Genomic DNA, 15,381 nt, shown 5'->3' with positions numbered 1-15,381 from the left:
ATCGACGTTACAGCGAGTGAGCTCTGTTCCCTGTCGAATCAGCGGCTTTGTGATGACGATGTGATGTGGGATTCCTCTCAGGCGGGGGTTTATTTCCAGCGAATCCGCAAAGGTGGGCGGCTCCGCCCTTCAATTCCTTTGATCATTCTGGGTTCCGGTTTTATGGCCCTTATGAATTCGTTCACCGAATCATGGGGCGGAATTGTCCGGCCGCTCATCGACGCCCGGGGGGCCGACCCGTCGATCATGGCGGACCTGAGCCGTTCAGCCAGAACGCGCCGTACAGGGCGGACACGACGGCGACGGCGGCCACGACCGCGGCTGACCTGCGGGTCCTCGCGCGGGCGAGGGCCAGGGCGAGGGGGAGCAGCAGGGGGAAGGCGGGCATCAGCAGGCGCGGTTTCGAGCCGAAGTAGCTCGACGCGCACAGGGCTAGTGCCGTGACGACCCCCGCGTACACCAACAGGGGCAGCGGCTGGCCCTGGCGCACGCAGATCACGTACAGCCAGATGATCAGCGCGACCCCGACGATCAGTCCGGCTCCGGCGAGCGCCGACGGGAACGACGTGAACTTGTCGCCGACGAAACGGGCGAACGCGTACCCGCCGTCGAACCCGTTCCGCCAGCCGGCCTGGACGTCGAGGTAGCCGAGGGGACCCTTGCCGGTGCGGTGACCGACCCACAGGACGTAGGCGGCGGTGCCGAGGGGGGCCAGCGCCATGCCCAGGGCCACGCCGACTCCGACGCCGGGGGAGTGTGAAGGGGCGAGTGCGCGCTCGGGGCCCGGCGCGCGCCTGGTCAGGGACGCCGTCCCGGCCTCGGGGGCGCGTCCGACCGCACGGGCGCCGCCCGTGTCCGCCGCGCTTCGGTTTCGCCCCGAGGTGGGACCCCCGGCCCGGCTTCGGTCCTGTTCGCCGGTGACCGCCGCTTTCTCGCTCCGGTCCTGTTCGCCGGTGACCGCCCGCTTGTCGCTCCGGTCCTGTTCGCCGGTGACCGCCGAGGCCTCGCTCCGGTCCCGTTCGAAGGTGACCGCCGCGGTCTCGCCCCCGTCCCGTCGCTCCCGCAGGAAGGCCGCGGCGCCCGTCACCCACACCGCCGCCACCACCGCCAGTCCGACCGGGCGGGTCAGGCCTGCCAGGGAGGCCAGGAGGCCCGCCGTCACCCACCGCCCCGTCAGGACCGCGTACAGCGACCACGCCGCCAGTGCCGTGAACAGCGACTCGCTGTACGCCATCGACTGGACGATCCCGACGGGCAGGACGGCCCACAGCAGGACCGCGCAGACGCCGGCCCGGCCGCCGTACACGTGGTCCGTCACCGCGAAGACACCCCAGGCCGCGGCGAGCGAGGCGAGCAGGGAGACCACGAAGCCCGCGTCGGCGTACGACAGAGGCGTCAGCGCGGACAGCAGCCGCTCCAGCCAGGGCAGCAGCGGGAAGAAGGCCAGGTTGGAGTGCACGTCCCCGTTGGGCAGGCGCACCTCGTAGCCGTAGCCCAGTTCGGCGACCCGGGTGTACCAGAGCGCGTCCCACCGGGCCGTCAGCAAGGTGTACGCGCTCTTGTCGCGCACCGCGCTCCACAGGGCCAGCGCGAGAAGGCCCAGGGCGCGGACGGCCGCGTAGCCGAGCAGTGCCGGGGCGGCTCGGCGCAGGGCCCGTCCGGGGCGCGTTCCAAGATCGGTCACGGGTCCGATTATCGACCGCACGCCGGACCGCCCGGCCCCCAGGGGCGCGCGAGGAGACAACCGGAGTGGTGTACGCCACACGAGTTCTGTCCCATGTCTGAGAGGTCCACCACTGGGCGAACGCGCGAACTCGCGTACGCTGACGTGTCACCCGCCGTTCGCTGCGCGGGCCGGAGACAGCCGCTCCTCTCCGGCCGAGATCATGGGGAGTCCCCACCCCGTGTGCCCGCCGAACGCGAGGGAACTTCTGGGAGGTACGTACATGTCCGGGACGACCACGGCCGCCGCAGCGCTGCGCCGTCGGGCGGCCGGGGCCGGTGCAAACCGCTGGGTCGTCCTGGTCGTCCTCTGCGTCAGCCTGCTCCTGGTCGCCCTCGACGCGACGGTGCTGCATGTGGCGGTGCCCGCCGTCACCGAGGACCTCAAGCCCGGCGCGATAGAACTGCTCTGGATCGTCGACGTCTATCCGCTCGTCTGCGCCTCGCTGCTGATCCTCTTCGGCACGCTCGGCGACCGTGTGGGCCGCAGACGCGTCCTCCTGCTCGGCTACGGCCTCTTCGGTGTCGCCTCCGCGGTCGCCGCCCTCGCGGACAGCGCCCAGGTGCTGATCCTGGCGCGGGCCCTGCTCGGCGTCGGCGGCGCGATGATCATGCCCGCGACCCTCTCGATCCTGCGCCAGGTCTTCCCCGACCGGCGTGAGCGGGCGCTCGCGATCGGCATCTGGAGCGCGGTCGCCGCGGTCGGCGCGGCGGTCGGCCCGCTGCTCGGCGGCTTCCTGCTGGAGCACTTCTGGTGGGGCTCGGTCTTCCTCGTCAACATCCCCCTGATGCTGGTCAGTCTGCCGGTCGGCCGACTGCTGCTGCCCGAGTCGAAGGGCAGCGTGGACGGCCCCTGGGACGTGGTCGGCGCCCTCACGGCGGCCGCCGGCCTGTTCGCCCTGGTGCTCGGCGTGAAGCGGCTCGGCGGCGGTGAGCTCGACGCCTTCACCGCGGTCCCGCTGATCGTGGGCGCGCTGCTGATGGTCCTGTTCGTACGACGGCAGCGGCGACGCACCCACCCCCTGGTGGACCTGCGGATGTTCGCGCGCCCCGCGTTCAGCACCTCCGTCGGCTGCATCGTCCTCGCCATGCTCGCCCTCGTGGGCCTCGAACTGATCGCGGCGCAGTATCTCCAGCTGGTCCTGGACCTCTCCCCGCTGGAGACCGGTCTGCGACTGCTGCCGCTCACCGTCGCCGCGATGGCGGCCGGGCTCGCCGGGGCGCGTCTGCTGCGGCGGTTCGGTCCGCGCCGGATGGTCAGCGCCGGGTTCTGTCTCACCGCCGTGGCCGTCCTGCTGCTCACCGCGATGGGCGACAGCGACAACACCGGTCTGCTGCTGTTCGGGTTCGTCCTGCTCGGCTTCGGCCTGGAGACCACGCTGTTCGGGGCGTACGAGTCGATGCTCAGCGAGGCACCCCCCGAGCAGGCCGGCGGAGCCGCCGCGATCGGCGAGACCTCCTACCAACTGGGCGCCGGCATCGGGATCGCCCTGCTCGGCAGCGTGATGAACGCGGCCTACGCCCCCGGTCTCTCGGGCGTGCCCGGGGTCCCCGAGTCGGCGTCCCGGTCGGCCGGGCACTCCCTCGGTGAGGCCTACGACGTCGCCGGCAGCCTCGGCGGATCCGCCGGGGTCGCCCTGCGCCGCGCCGCCCGGGACGCCTTCGTGCACGGTCTGCACGTGACCTTGCTGGTCAGTGCGGGGTTGCTGGTGCTGGGCGCGGTGATGGCGCTGCGGCTGCCGCGCACCATGCAGTGCGGTGAGACGCCTACGGCAGTCGAGCTGCCCTCGCCCCGTGAGGTCGCGGAGTCCCGCGTCTCGGCCTGACGTGCGTCCTGCGGGGCGGGCGTCTGGCTCTCGGTGGACCCGCGTTGTAACGTCGGCCCAGGAAGGTTAATTAGCGCTGCTAGTTTCGTTAATTAGCGCTGCTAGTTTCGAGCCGCACGCTTGCCCGCCCACCCGCTCGCCCGCCGGAGGATGTGCCATGCCCCCGTTCGACCCCGCCGACCCGCTCGGCATCGACGACCTGCTGGAGCCGGAGGACCTGGCGATCCGCGCGACCGTGCGGGCCTGGGCCGCCGACCGCGTCCTGCCGCGTGTCGCCGACTGGTACGAGAAGGGCGAGCTGCCGGAGATCAGGGAACTGGCCCGTGAGCTCGGGGAGATCGGCGCGCTGGGAATGTCGCTCAGCGGGTACGGCTGCGCCGGCGCCTCCGCCGTGCAGTACGGGCTCGCCTGTCTGGAGCTGGAGGCGGCCGACTCCGGGATCCGCTCCCTCGTCTCGGTGCAGGGCTCCCTCGCCATGTACGCGATCCACCGCTTCGGCAGCGAGGAGCAGAAGCAGACCTGGCTGCCCCGCATGGCAGCCGGCGAGGTCATCGGCTGCTTCGGGCTGACCGAGCCGGACCACGGGTCCGACCCCGCCTCCATGCGGACGTACGCCAAGAAGGACGGCACGGACTGGGTCCTGAACGGGCGCAAGATGTGGATCACCAACGGCTCGGTCGCCGGGGTCGCCGTGGTGTGGGCGCAGACCGACAACGGGATCCGCGGGTTCGTGGTGCCGACCGACGTGCAGGGTTTCTCGGCGCCGGAGATCAAGCACAAGTGGTCGCTGCGGGCCAGCGTCACCAGCGAGCTGGTCCTGGACGACGTACGGCTGCCCGCCGACGCGGTGCTGCCGGAGGTCGCCGGGCTCAAGGGGCCGCTGAGCTGTCTCTCGCACGCACGGTACGGGATCGTGTGGGGGTCGATGGGCGCGGCGCGGTCCTGTTTCGAGGCCGCCGTCGACTACGCGAAGACGCGCGAGCAGTTCGGGCGGCCGATCGGTGGCTTCCAGCTCACCCAGGCCAAACTCGCCGACATGGCGGTCGAACTGCACAAGGGGATCCTGCTCGCCCACCACCTGGGACGCCGCATGGACGCCGGCCGCCTGCGTCCCGAGCAGGTCAGCTTCGGCAAGCTCAACAACGTCCGCGAGGCCATCGAGATCTGCCGTACGGCACGGACGATCCTCGGTGCCAACGGGATCTCCCTCGAATACCCCGTGATGCGGCACGCGACGAACCTCGAGTCGGTGCTGACGTACGAGGGCACCGTCGAGATGCACCAGCTGGTGCTGGGCAAGGCGCTCACCGGACTGGACGCGTTCCGGTAGAGCATGCGCGGGGGCAGGGCCGACGAGCGGCCCTGCCTCAGCTCTGGTTGAAGAAGCCGTCCGTGCGGTGCTGTGCCGGGTCGCCGTTCACGATCTCCGTGTTGGCGGGGGTCAGCAGGAACACCCGGGTGGACACCCGCTCGATGGAGCCGCGCAGTCCGAAGATCAGCCCGGCCGCGAAGTCGACGACGCGCTTGGCGTCACCGGCCTCCATCGCGGTGAGGTTCATGATGACGGGGACGCCGTCGCGGAACATCTCGCCGATGGCCCGGGCGTCTCTGAAGCTGTCGGGGGTCACCGTGCCGATCCGGCGGCCCTTCTCCTCGGCGACGTCCGAGGCCACCTTGACCCGTGGGTCGGTGACCCAGGCATCCCCGGGCTCGGTCCCTTCGGAGTAGCCGTCGTCGTCGTAGTAACGCTCGTCATCGTTGTCGTCAACGAGGCCCAGCCAGGCACTCGCCTTGCGCACCGATCCCATGGACGCCTCCTCTCACAGCGGTCTGTCTTGCTTATGTATCCCTATGGTCATCCATGATGCGGATCGCGCGCCAAGTGGATAGCCGCCGCGCGGGGGGTTTGTGACGGTACTGGTGCACAGGGAATACGTCGAGAGGCCGGGTGCCCCAAGGGTCGTTTCCCATACGGCTGCTGACTGTGAGTGAAATATGATTCTTCGGGGCGTATGGGTGACGGGTGGGGCAAACGGGTGAGGCGGAGAGTCGTCTGAAGCATCGTCAGTTCTGTTGCCGGGGTGGGAAGATCTCGAATCCGGCTGCCCGGTGACCGGCCGGACATGCTTCCGGCGCGGTCCAGGTTTTTCGCGCCGCCCCGAGGAGAGGGGAAGCGCGCTGGGTGAGGGGAGGGTGCTCGTGTGAAGGCGCAGAACGTGGAAAAGCGAGGAGAACGCGAAAGGCGCCCCGCGGAACGGGGGCGCGCAGTGGGTCAGCTCAACAGGAGGAGGACCACACGCGACCGAGGTCGATGTGAGAGCGCTTGACCAGCCACTGCTGTGGATGCATGGGGTAAGTGGAACAGGCATGCGGTTTGTCGTCAACCGACTTGAGATGTACGGCTCACAGTGTGGACGACCTTGACAGCAAGGGGAAACGCCCCCGTAGTCTCGAAGGGCGGCCCTGCTGAGGGGCTCGGCCGCAACGTGTGAAGGCAACGTCCGAGTTCACGACTCGATGCCACGGAGCCCTCGCATGTCCATCGACACCCTCGCCCACGACCCCGCCCCGCCCGGCATACCGGAGCACGCGGATTCCCCGACGATCGTCCGCCGACGCCGCCTCGGCCGGATCGTGCTGCCGCGGGCCATGCGGGAGCGCACCCGATGAGACGCTCACTGGTGATCGTCGGGGCCGGTCCGCGGGGGACCGGTCTGATCGAGCGGATCGCCGCCAACGCCCCCGAGCTGTACGACGGCCACGGCCTGGACGTGCACCTCGTGGACCCGCATCCGCCCGGCGCCGGACGCATCTGGCGCGCGTCCCAGTCCCCGCTGCTGTGGATGAACTCGCACGCCGAGGACGTCACCATGTTCACCGACGAGACCGTGGACATGGCAGGACCCGTGAACCCCGGCCCCACCCTGCACGAGTGGGCCGGCATCGACGGCCGCACCTTCGCCGACCGGCAGCTCCAGGGCGCCTATCTGCGCTGGGTCCACGAACGGGCGGTGGCCGCGCTTCCGGACGGCGTCACCGTGCACCACCACCCGCTGCGCGCCGTGCGGGTGAGCGGACCCCGCGAGGGTCGGCAGCAGGTCTGGCTGGAGGGCCGGCCGCACCCGCTCCTCGCCGACCTGGTCGTCCTGGCGCTCGGCCACCTCGACGCCGAACTCGACACGGAACAGCGCGACCTGGCCGAGTACGCCCGCACCCACGGCCTGGTCCATCTGCCGCCCGACTTCACCGCCGACAGCGACCTGTCCGCCCTCGCGCCCGGCGAACCCGTCCTGGTCCGCGGCTTCGGGCTCGCCTTCGTCGACCTGATGGTGCTGCTCACCGAGGGCCGGGGCGGACGGTACGACGGGGACACCTACGTCCCCTCGGGCCGGGAGCCGGTGCTCCACGTCGGATCGCGGCGCGGAGTGCCGTACCACTCGAAGATCGGCTACGACTGGACCGGCGACCAGCCGCCGCTGCCCCGCTTCCTGGGGCCGGACCGGATCGACGCGCTGCTGGCCCGGACCGGGGGCTTCGCCCGCGGCGAAGCCGCTGTCGGACTCAGTCGCGAGGACGTGTGGCCCCTCGTCGAGAAGGAGCTCGGGTTCGCCCACTACCACCGGCTGTTCACCGTGCACCCGGAGCGGACCGCGATGTCCTGGGCCGACTTCGAGGAGAGTTACGCGGTGGCGGATCCCGCCGAGCGCGGGGCGCTGGTCGCCGCCGCCGTGCCGGACCCCGGCGACCGGCTCGACCTCGCCCGGCTCGACCGCCCGCTGGAGGGCATGCGGTTCGGGTCGCACGAGGAGCTCCAGGAGGGGCTGCGCGAGTACGTCGAGGCGGATCTCAGCCGCCGTCACGACCCCGCGCACAGCCCGGACCTGGCCGTCTTCCTCGGACTGCTCTCCGTCTACGGGCAGTTGGTGAAGCTCGGGGACATCGGCGGCTGGTGGCACGGCTTCTTCAGCTATCTCGCGTCCGGCCCGCCCGGGCCCCGGCTGCGGCAACTGCTCGCGCTGTCCCGGGCCGGGGTGGTCAGGTTCGTCGGCGCGGACATGGAAGTGCGCGCCGAGGACGGGGTGTTCCGGGCGTCGAGCCCGTCCGTGCCGGGGGCCTCGGTCGAGGCCCGGGCACTGGTCGAGGCACGGCTGCCCGAACCCACCGTCCGGCGGGCCCTCGATCCGCTGCTGCGCGAGCTGCACGCCGAGGGGGTCGCCGAGAGCCCGGACGGGCTGCTGCGGGTGGACCGGGCCGACGGGCGGCTCCTGGACCGGTCAGGGCGACCGCACCCACGGCGCTTCGCCCTCGGACCGCACACCGACGGCCGTACCGCCGGCGCCTTCACCCGACCCCGCACCGGCGGGCCCGCCTTCCGGCAGAACGACGCGACGGCCCGGGCCGCGCTGCTGTTCCTCGCCGAACTTGCCGAGGTCGCGGAGGCCGCCGAGGTCGTGGAGGTCGCCGAACTTGCCGAGGTCGCCGAGGTCGCCGAGGTCGCGGAGGTCGCCGAACTTGCCGAACTCGCCGAGGTCGCGGAGGTCGCCGGCCGTGAGAAGAAGGCGGTGCTGTGATGCTGCATCTCTCCGTCGCCGTGGACCAGCAGTCCGCCTACGACGCCGACTCCCACGTCGCCCTCGCCCGGCTCGCCGAGCGCGGCGGGCTCGACTTCGTGACGCTGGACGACACCTTCGCCCGGCCCGGCCCCGACGCGCTTGCCGTGCTGTCCCGCGTCGCGCCCGCCACCAGCCGGATCGGCCTGGTGCCCACCGTCACCACCACTCACACCGAGCCCTTCCACGTCCAGGCCGCCGTCGCCACCCTCGACTGGGTCAGCCGGGGCCGGGCCGGCTGGCGGCTCGACGTGTCGACCACCGAGGGCGAGGCCCGCCTCTTCGGCCGCCGGCAGGCGGCCGCCGCCGCGTTGTGGCAGGAGGCCGGTGAAGTCGCCGAAGTGGCAGCGAAGTTGTGGGACAGCTGGGAGGACGACGCCGAGATACGGGACGTGCCGACCGGCCGCTTCATCGACCGGGACAAGCTCCACCACGTCGACTTCCGGGGCACGTCCTTCTCGGTCAAGGGCCCCTCGATCGCGCCCCGGCCACCGCAGGGCCACCCCGTCCGCGTCGTCGACGCCACCGACGGCCAGGCCCGGCGGACGGCCGCGCGGTACGCCGACGTGGCCCTGGTGCGGGTCACCGGCGCCGGGCGGGCGGCCGACGTACGCGCACAACTGCGCTCGCAGGCGGCCGAGTACGGCCGTGACCCCGCTCAGCTGAAGGTCCTCGCGAGCCTGCTCGTCGATCTCGGAGCCGGTGAGCACGCGGCGGAGCCGGGGCACGGCGGGGGCGGCCCCCGGCAGAGCGCACAGGGGCCCCTGTACCGGGGCGGCCCCGTCGACCTCGCGGAACTGATCGCCGGCTGGCACGGCGAAGGCGTCGTCGACGGCTTCCACCTCGTCCCCGCCGAACCGCTCCGCGACCTGGAGCGGCTGGTCAACGGCACGGTGGCGCTGCTCCAGCACCGCGGACTGTTCCGCACCTTCTACCCGGGCAGCACGCTCAGGGAGCACCTGGGCCTCGCCCGGCCCGCCAACCAGTACGCCGTGACCGGGGGAGGGTTGTGAGCCGCAGGCAGATGCACCTGGCGGCCCACTTCCCGGGCGTCAACACCACCACTGTGTGGGCCGATACGGACTCCCGGTCCCAGATCGAGTTCTCGTCCTTCGCGCACCTGGCCCGCACCGCCGAGCGCGGGCTGTTCGACTTCTTCTTCCTTGCCGAGGGGCTGCGGCTGCGCGAACACAAGGGCCGTATCCATGACCTGGACGTGGTCGGGCGTCCCGAGTCGATCACCGTCCTGAACGCCCTGGCCGCCGTCACCGAACGGCTCGGGCTTGCCGCCACCGTCGACGCCACCTTCAACGAGCCCTACGAACTCGCCCGCAGGTTCGCCACCCTGGACCACCTCAGCGGCGGCCGGGCCGCGTGGAACGTGGTCACCTCCTCCGACGCCTTCACCGGGGAGAACTTCCGGCGCGGCGGCTACCTGGACCGGGCGGAGCGCTACCCGCGGGCCGCCGAATTCCTCGACATCGCAAGGGAGTTGTGGGACTCCTGGACGCCGGGCGGGATACCGAGGCCGTTCGCGCACCGCGGGCGGCACTTCGACATCGCGGGCGAGTTCACCCTGCCGCGCTCGCCGCAGGGGCACCCGGTCGTCATCCAGTCCGGAGACTCCGAAGAGGGACGGGAGTTCGCCGCCTCCGCCGCCGACGTGATCTTTTCCGGCTGGGGGTCTGGGGGTTACCCGCCAGGAAGACGCAGCACGTGGCAGAGCTCGCTGGAGGACGGCCGCGCCTTCTGCACCGACGTGAAGCGACGGCTCGCCAAGTACGGTCGTGCGCGAGATGACGTGAAGATCATGCCCCGAGTCGGTGTCGTCCTCGGCGACACCGCGGCCGAGGCCCAGGAACGCGCCGCAGAGATCCGCAGACAGCAGACCTCGCCGCAGAACGCGCTCCTCACCCTGGAGCAGATCTGGGGTGTCGACCTGTCCTCCTACGACCCGGACGGCCCCCTCCCCGACATCGGCCCGGTGGTCGATCCGGCGCTCACCCAGGGGCGGACCCGGCGCGGCGACACGGTCGCGATCGCCGAGAAGTGGCGGGCCCTGTCCGAGGAGAAGGGGCTGTCGATCCGGGAGACCGTGATCGAGGCGGGCGGCCGGCACTTCTTCACCGGCACCCCGGAAGCCGTCGCCCGCGAACTCGACGAGCACGTGCGGCGCGAGGCCGCCGACGGCTTCATTCTCGTCCCCCATCTGACCCCGGGCGGACTCGACGAGTTCGTGGACCGGGTGGTCCCGCTGCTCCAGGAGCGCGGCGCGTTCCGCACCGAGTACCGCGGCACCACCCTGCGCTCCCACCTCGGGCTCCCCGCCCCCGTGTCGACAGGCTGATCGCACGACGGTTCGCCGTGGGCGGTTTTCGGCGATGCGACGAGCAGGGGCGGGAGTCACCGATTCCGGTTCCTGTACCCGGCCGCGCCGGACGCCGAGGGCGGCACGACGATCTACTTCCATCGGGCGCTCCTGCCGCCGTGCGCCTTCGCCGACCACTTCAGCTGCCCTTTCCCGCCGCCGGGGAGGACTCCGGGCGTCGCCGTCGCGGCGGGGGAGCCAGACGTGATCCGAGTGCTCCAGGTTCCCTCCGGATCGCAAAGGTGTGTCAAAGTCGCGGCCGAAACGCGCCCTTGCGGCGACCGGTCGTTCGGCCGAATACTCCCCCTCAGCGCTTGTCAGGGGCACGACGTGTTCGAAACCCGGACGGGACATGCCTCCGACTGCGCCTCACGGGCCCCGACCCCACGCGGGCCCCCGAATTCCCCTGGGAGGGAACGAAACGTGAGGATCAAGCGCACCACCCCCCGCAGTGGCATCACGAGACGCACCCGGCTGATCGCCGGTACCACCGGCCTCGTGGCCGCGGCCGCCATCGCGGTCCCCAGCTCGAACGCGACCGCTGCGACCCCGTTCAGCACCGCCGAGCTCAAGAGCGCCGGCAACTCGGTGCTCAAGGCGGACATCCCCGGCACCGCCTGGGCCGTCAGCGGCAACCGTGTCGTCGTCACCGTCGACAGCACGGTCTCGCAGGCCGAGATCGCCAAGATCAAGGAGCAGGCCGGCAGCAACGCCGACGCGCTCACGATCAAGCGGACGCCGGGCAAGTTCAACAAGCTGATCTCCGGCGGCGACGCCATCTATGCGAGTAGCTGGCGCTGCTCCCTCGGCTTCAACGTCCGCAGCGGCAGCACCTACTACTTCCTGACCGCCGGTCACTGCACCGACGGCGCGGGCACCTGGTGGTCGAACTCGGGCCACACGAGCACCCTGGGTTCGACGGCCGGGTCCAGCTTCCCGACGAACGACTACGGCATCGTCAAGTACTCGTCGAGCTACCCGGTCTCGTCGATCTCCGGCACCGTCGGCAGCGTCGACATCACCAGCGCCGCCACGCCCTCCGTGGGCACGACGGTCTACCGGCGCGGTTCCACCACCGGCATCCACAGCGGCCGGGTCACCGCGCTGAACGCGACCGTCAACTACGGCGGCGGTGACGTCGTCTACGGCATGATCCAGACCACGGTCTGCGCCGAGCCCGGCGACTCCGGCGGCCCGCTCTACTCGAACAGCGGTATCGCCTACGGTCTGACCTCCGGCGGCAGCGGCAACTGCTCCTCCGGCGGCACGACCTTCTTCCAGCCGGTCACCGAGGCACTGAGCGCGTACGGCGTCAGCGTCTTCTAGGTTCTGGAACCCCCGGGGACCTTTCGCACCCCTGGAGCCCGGCCGACACCCGGTGAGCCCCCGCACGCGAGCGCCGTGCGGGGGCTCGCTGCCGGGTCCGGTCCCGTCACGGGGCGGACGGAGCGAGCCAGTCCAGTACGGCGGGCAGTGCCTCCAGGGCGCCGAAGTGGCCGGCGTCCTGTGCCAGGACGGGGCGGGCCCGCGGGACGTGATGCGCGAGCCACTTGAAGTGGCCGACCGGGGAGAGGGTGTCCCCGGCTCCGTGCCACAGCAGGACGGGCCTGGTCACGGTCGCCGGGTCGAAGCCCCAGTTGCTGAGCAGTGCGAGGGTGTCGTCGAGCCAGCCGTACGGCGAATCCCGCAGCGCCTCGCGGTAGCCCCGCAGCAACGGCTCGCCGATCGCCGGGGTGGACAGGATCCGCCGGTCGGAGTCGGTGAGCCCGTCGCGCAGTGCGACGAGCCGCTGGGCGGGGTCCCGGCGGATGTCGGCGGCGCGGGAGGCGAGCCGGTCGGCATAGGCGATCGGGTCGGTGAGGGCCAGGGTGAACTCCTCGACGGCGGAGTCGGCCATGCCGTCGAACCAGCTCAGGTCCCGCGCGTCCGGGGGCGCCGGACAGGCCAGGGCGGCCGCCCGCCGGACCCGGGAGGGCAGCAGTGCGGCGCAGGCCAGGGCGTGCGGGGCGCCGCCGAAGAGGCCGAGCACCGAGAAGGAGCCCAGGTCGAGTGCGTCGGCCACGTCCCGTACGTCCCGGGCGGCGTCGGCCACGCGTCGGCCCGGCTGCCGGTCGGACCCGCCGTAGCCGGGGCGGTCGTAGGAGATGAACCGGGTGCGCGGGCGCGCCGTCAGCACGTCCTCGGGTACGACCCCGAAGCGGCCGCCGGGAGTGCCGTGCAGCAGGACCACCGGAGTGCCGTCCGGGTCGCCGTACTCCTCGACGGTCAGTCCGCGACCGTCCTGTGTCCTTGTGCCTAGGGTCACCTGCGTCCTCCGTCTCCCCATTGTGTACATGCCGGAGTTACCGTCGAAGTACACACCTTGAGCGCCTGGTTCGGACCCTGGGGGTCGCGATGGTCGAGGAGCTGGTGGCGGCGGGCGTCGCGCTCGTGTCCGCCGGAGCGGTGTACACGATGGCGGCCGCGCGGGTCGTCAAGCAGTACGAACGGGGCGTGGTCTTCCGCCTCGGCAGGTTGCGGCCGGAGGTGCGGGGGCCGGGGTTCACCATGATCGTTCCGGGCGTCGACAAGCTCCGGAAGGTCAACATGCAGATCGTGACCATGCCGGTGCCCGCGCAGGAGGGCATCACCCGGGACAACGTCACCGTGCGGGTGGACGCCGTCGTCTACTTCAAGGTGACCGGGCCGGCCGAGGCGATCGTGCGGGTGGAGGACTACCGGTTCGCGGTCTCGCAGATGGCGCAGACGTCCTTGCGGTCCATCATCGGCAAGAGCGAGCTGGACGATCTGCTGTCCGACCGCGAGAAGCTCAACCAGGGGCTGGAGTTGATGATCGACAGTCCCGCGGTCGAGTGGGGGGTGACCATCGACCGCGTCGAGATCAAGGACGTGTCCCTGCCCGAGACGATGAAGCGGTCCATGGCCCGGCAGGCCGAGGCGGACCGGGAGCGGCGGGCCCGGGTCATCAACGCGGACGCGGAGCTCCAGGCGTCGAAGAAGCTGGCCGAGGCGGCCAAGGAGATGTCCGAGCAGCCGGCCGCGCTGCAACTGCGGCTGTTGCAGACGGTGGTGGCGGTGGCGGCGGAGAAGAACTCGACGCTGGTGCTGCCGTTTCCGGTGGAGTTGCTGCGGTTCCTGGAGAAGGCGCAGCAGGGGCAGCAGGTGGTTCAGCAACCGGTGGTGCCGGCGGTTCAGCAACCGGTGGGGCAGTCGGTTCAGCAACCGGTGGTGCCGATGGTCCAGCAACCGATGCAGGAGCAACTTGCCTCTCCTCCGTCCCGGTTGGACGTCGTCTCCGGAGGGGCGGATTCAGGACAGGACTAGACCTCACGCGGGCGTGATGAATCGCGCGGGGGTTGTGTTTGCTCTGTGAACCCGCCTGGCATGATCGTGCACTGTCAACTCCGAGGGAGCGTGGAGTCGCGCTCTACGCGCGTCCGGAAGTCAACCTTGTGCGCCCCCTGTGGGTTTCGGAAGAGTGGTCGCTCGTCAGCCATCCTTCCGGTCCGTGAGCTCCCCACAAGCCGCGGACCGACCCCCCACCGGAGGAACCGAGTTGAAGCACCGACGTATACCCAGGCGGCGGATCGTCGTGACGGGTGCGGGTGTTGCCGCGCTGGTCGCGGCGGGAGTCACCTTGCAGACTGCGAACGCCAGCGAGACAACGACCCCGGTCGAGGCCAAGACCCTCTCAGCCCTCGCGGCCGGAAAGCTCGCCTCGACCCTCGGGGCGGATCTCGGCGCGGACGCGGCCGGGACGTTCTACGACGCGAAGACCAGAACTCTCGTGGTGAACGTGCTCGACGAGGACGCGGCGCGGACCGTGACGGCGGCCGGGGCCTCGGCGAGAGTCGTGTCCCACTCGCTCGCCGAACTGAAGAGCGCGCGCACCACGCTGGCGAGCGACGCGACCGTCCCGGGGACGTCCTGGGTCACCGACCCGACGACGAACAAGGTCGTCGTCACGGCCGACCGCACGGTGTCCTCCGCCGAGTGGGCCAAGCTCACGAAGGTGGTCGACGGGTTGGGGACGGTGGCACAACTCCAGCGCACGAAGGGAGAGTTCAGGCCCTTCATCGCCGGTGGCGACGCGATCAACGGGTCCGGTGGGCGGTGCTCGCTGGGCTTCAACGTGGTGAAGGGCGGGGAGCCCTACTTCCTCACCGCGGGGCACTGCACCGAGGCGATCCCTACGTGGTCGGCCGGCGGCCAGACGATCGGGACCAACGCGGCGTCGAGCTTCCCCGGCAACGACTACGGGCTGGTGAAGTACACCGCGAACGTCGATCACCCCAGTGAGGTGGACCTCTACAACGGCTCCGCGCAGGCGATCACTGGGGCGGCGTCGGCGACGGTCGGGCAGTCGGTGACGCGGAGCGGGTCCACGACCCAGGTGCACTCCGGGAAGGTCACCGGCCTGGACGCGACGGTGAACTACGGCAACGGCGACATCGTGAACGGGCTGATCCAGACCGATGTCTGCGCCGAGCCGGGGGACAGCGGGGGCTCGCTGTTCTCGGGGAGCAGCGCGATCGGGCTGACGTCCGGCGGCAGCGGTGACTGCACCTCCGGCGGCGAGACGTTCTTCCAGCCGGTGACGGAGGCGCTGTCGGCGACGGGTACGTCGATCGGCTGACGGCAGGTCGGGTGTGTGAGGAGCCCCGTCCCCCGGGTGTGTGGGGGCGGGGCTCTCGCGTCTCCCGCTGTTGTCCCCTCTCGTCCTCCCGCACGATCGCCTCCTGGCCATCACCTCCGGTCATCGTTATCCGTTCGAGACCGCAAGTTGCTCACGCTGTGCTTGGGGTGCCCGTTACATTTGCGGTTCCTGGGGCATCAACTTCCCTTTGACCGACGG

The 15,381-nt window shown here is 71.1% G+C and carries 12 protein-coding genes and 1 pseudogene; 10 read left to right on the top strand and 3 right to left on the bottom strand.

The features are described from left to right. Positions 1–244: 244 nt before the first annotated feature. A complete protein-coding gene (locus IF54_RS0125105; RefSeq protein ID WP_030322435.1) occupies positions 245–1,684 on the bottom strand; it encodes a mannosyltransferase family protein in 1,440 nt (479 codons plus the stop codon). Between the two features lie 262 nt (positions 1,685–1,946). On the opposite strand from IF54_RS0125105, the gene IF54_RS0125100 reads away from it, so the two are divergent. Next, positions 1,947–3,548, top strand: coding sequence for an MFS transporter (locus IF54_RS0125100; RefSeq protein ID WP_030322432.1), 1,602 nt, complete (start codon positions 1,947–1,949; stop codon positions 3,546–3,548). A gap of 157 nt (positions 3,549–3,705) precedes the next feature. Beyond that, entirely contained in the window at positions 3,706–4,878 is a 1,173-nt protein-coding gene (locus tag IF54_RS0125095) for an acyl-CoA dehydrogenase family protein (RefSeq protein WP_030322429.1), read from the top strand. Between the two features lie 37 nt (positions 4,879–4,915). Here the strand turns inward: IF54_RS0125095 and IF54_RS0125090 are convergent, their stop codons facing one another. After that, the gene (locus IF54_RS0125090) at positions 4,916–5,356 is read right to left on the bottom strand and encodes a cell division protein SepF (protein ID WP_020139399.1); all 441 of its coding nucleotides are present in this window, start codon (positions 5,354–5,356) and stop codon (positions 4,916–4,918) included. Between the two features lie 727 nt (positions 5,357–6,083). Between IF54_RS0125090 and IF54_RS43960 the strand changes: the two genes are divergently transcribed. The 6 genes and pseudogenes from IF54_RS43960 (at position 6,084) to IF54_RS0125065 (ending at position 11,852) form a co-directional block, all read left to right on the top strand. Next, positions 6,084–6,218: a hypothetical protein gene (locus IF54_RS43960; protein ID WP_267884970.1), complete on the top strand. Its 135-nt coding sequence runs from the start codon at positions 6,084–6,086 to the stop codon at positions 6,216–6,218. Beyond that, on the top strand, positions 6,215–8,119 hold the full coding sequence (locus tag IF54_RS0125080; protein WP_234439053.1) for an FAD/NAD(P)-binding protein: 1,905 nt from the start codon (positions 6,215–6,217) through the stop codon (positions 8,117–8,119). Before IF54_RS43960 ends, IF54_RS0125080 begins: the two co-directional genes overlap by 4 nt. Continuing rightward, a complete protein-coding gene (locus IF54_RS0125075; RefSeq protein ID WP_030322423.1) occupies positions 8,119–9,171 on the top strand; it encodes an LLM class flavin-dependent oxidoreductase in 1,053 nt (350 codons plus the stop codon). The genes IF54_RS0125080 and IF54_RS0125075 overlap by 1 nt, the downstream gene beginning before the upstream one ends. An 11-nt stretch (positions 9,172–9,182) precedes the next feature. After that, positions 9,183–10,505, top strand: a complete 1,323-nt coding sequence (locus tag IF54_RS0125070; protein WP_030322421.1) for an NtaA/DmoA family FMN-dependent monooxygenase — start codon at positions 9,183–9,185, stop codon at positions 10,503–10,505. A 21-nt stretch (positions 10,506–10,526) separates the two neighbouring features. Beyond that, positions 10,527–10,712: pseudogene (locus IF54_RS44200) on the top strand (DUF1684 domain-containing protein); the annotation flags it as partial. Positions 10,713–10,949: 237 nt separating this feature from the next. After that, positions 10,950–11,852, top strand: coding sequence for a S1 family peptidase (locus tag IF54_RS0125065; RefSeq protein WP_030322418.1), 903 nt, complete (start codon positions 10,950–10,952; stop codon positions 11,850–11,852). Positions 11,853–11,958: 106 nt separating this feature from the next. Here the strand turns inward: IF54_RS0125065 and IF54_RS0125060 are convergent, their stop codons facing one another. Continuing rightward, positions 11,959–12,831, bottom strand: coding sequence for an alpha/beta fold hydrolase (locus tag IF54_RS0125060; protein WP_030322415.1), 873 nt, complete (start codon positions 12,829–12,831; stop codon positions 11,959–11,961). Positions 12,832–12,920: 89 nt separating this feature from the next. On the opposite strand from IF54_RS0125060, the gene IF54_RS0125055 reads away from it, so the two are divergent. Together IF54_RS0125055 and IF54_RS0125050 are read left to right on the top strand one after the other, a co-directional pair. Further along, positions 12,921–13,850, top strand: a complete 930-nt coding sequence (locus IF54_RS0125055) for a slipin family protein (RefSeq protein WP_030322413.1) — start codon at positions 12,921–12,923, stop codon at positions 13,848–13,850. 232 nt (positions 13,851–14,082) lie between these two features. Beyond that, positions 14,083–15,162 carry a S1 family peptidase gene (locus IF54_RS0125050; RefSeq protein ID WP_078852096.1) on the top strand — a complete coding sequence of 360 codons (1,080 nt, stop codon included), beginning with the start codon at positions 14,083–14,085 and terminating at the stop codon, positions 15,160–15,162. The last annotated feature ends 219 nt before the right edge of the window (positions 15,163–15,381 follow it).

The organism is Streptomyces sp. NRRL B-3229, assembly GCF_000719505.1.
Lineage (GTDB): Bacteria > Actinomycetota > Actinomycetes > Streptomycetales > Streptomycetaceae > Streptomyces > Streptomyces griseorubiginosus.
Note: the sequence above shows the minus strand (reverse complement) of the source record. Positions and strands in the feature narration are given on the sequence as shown.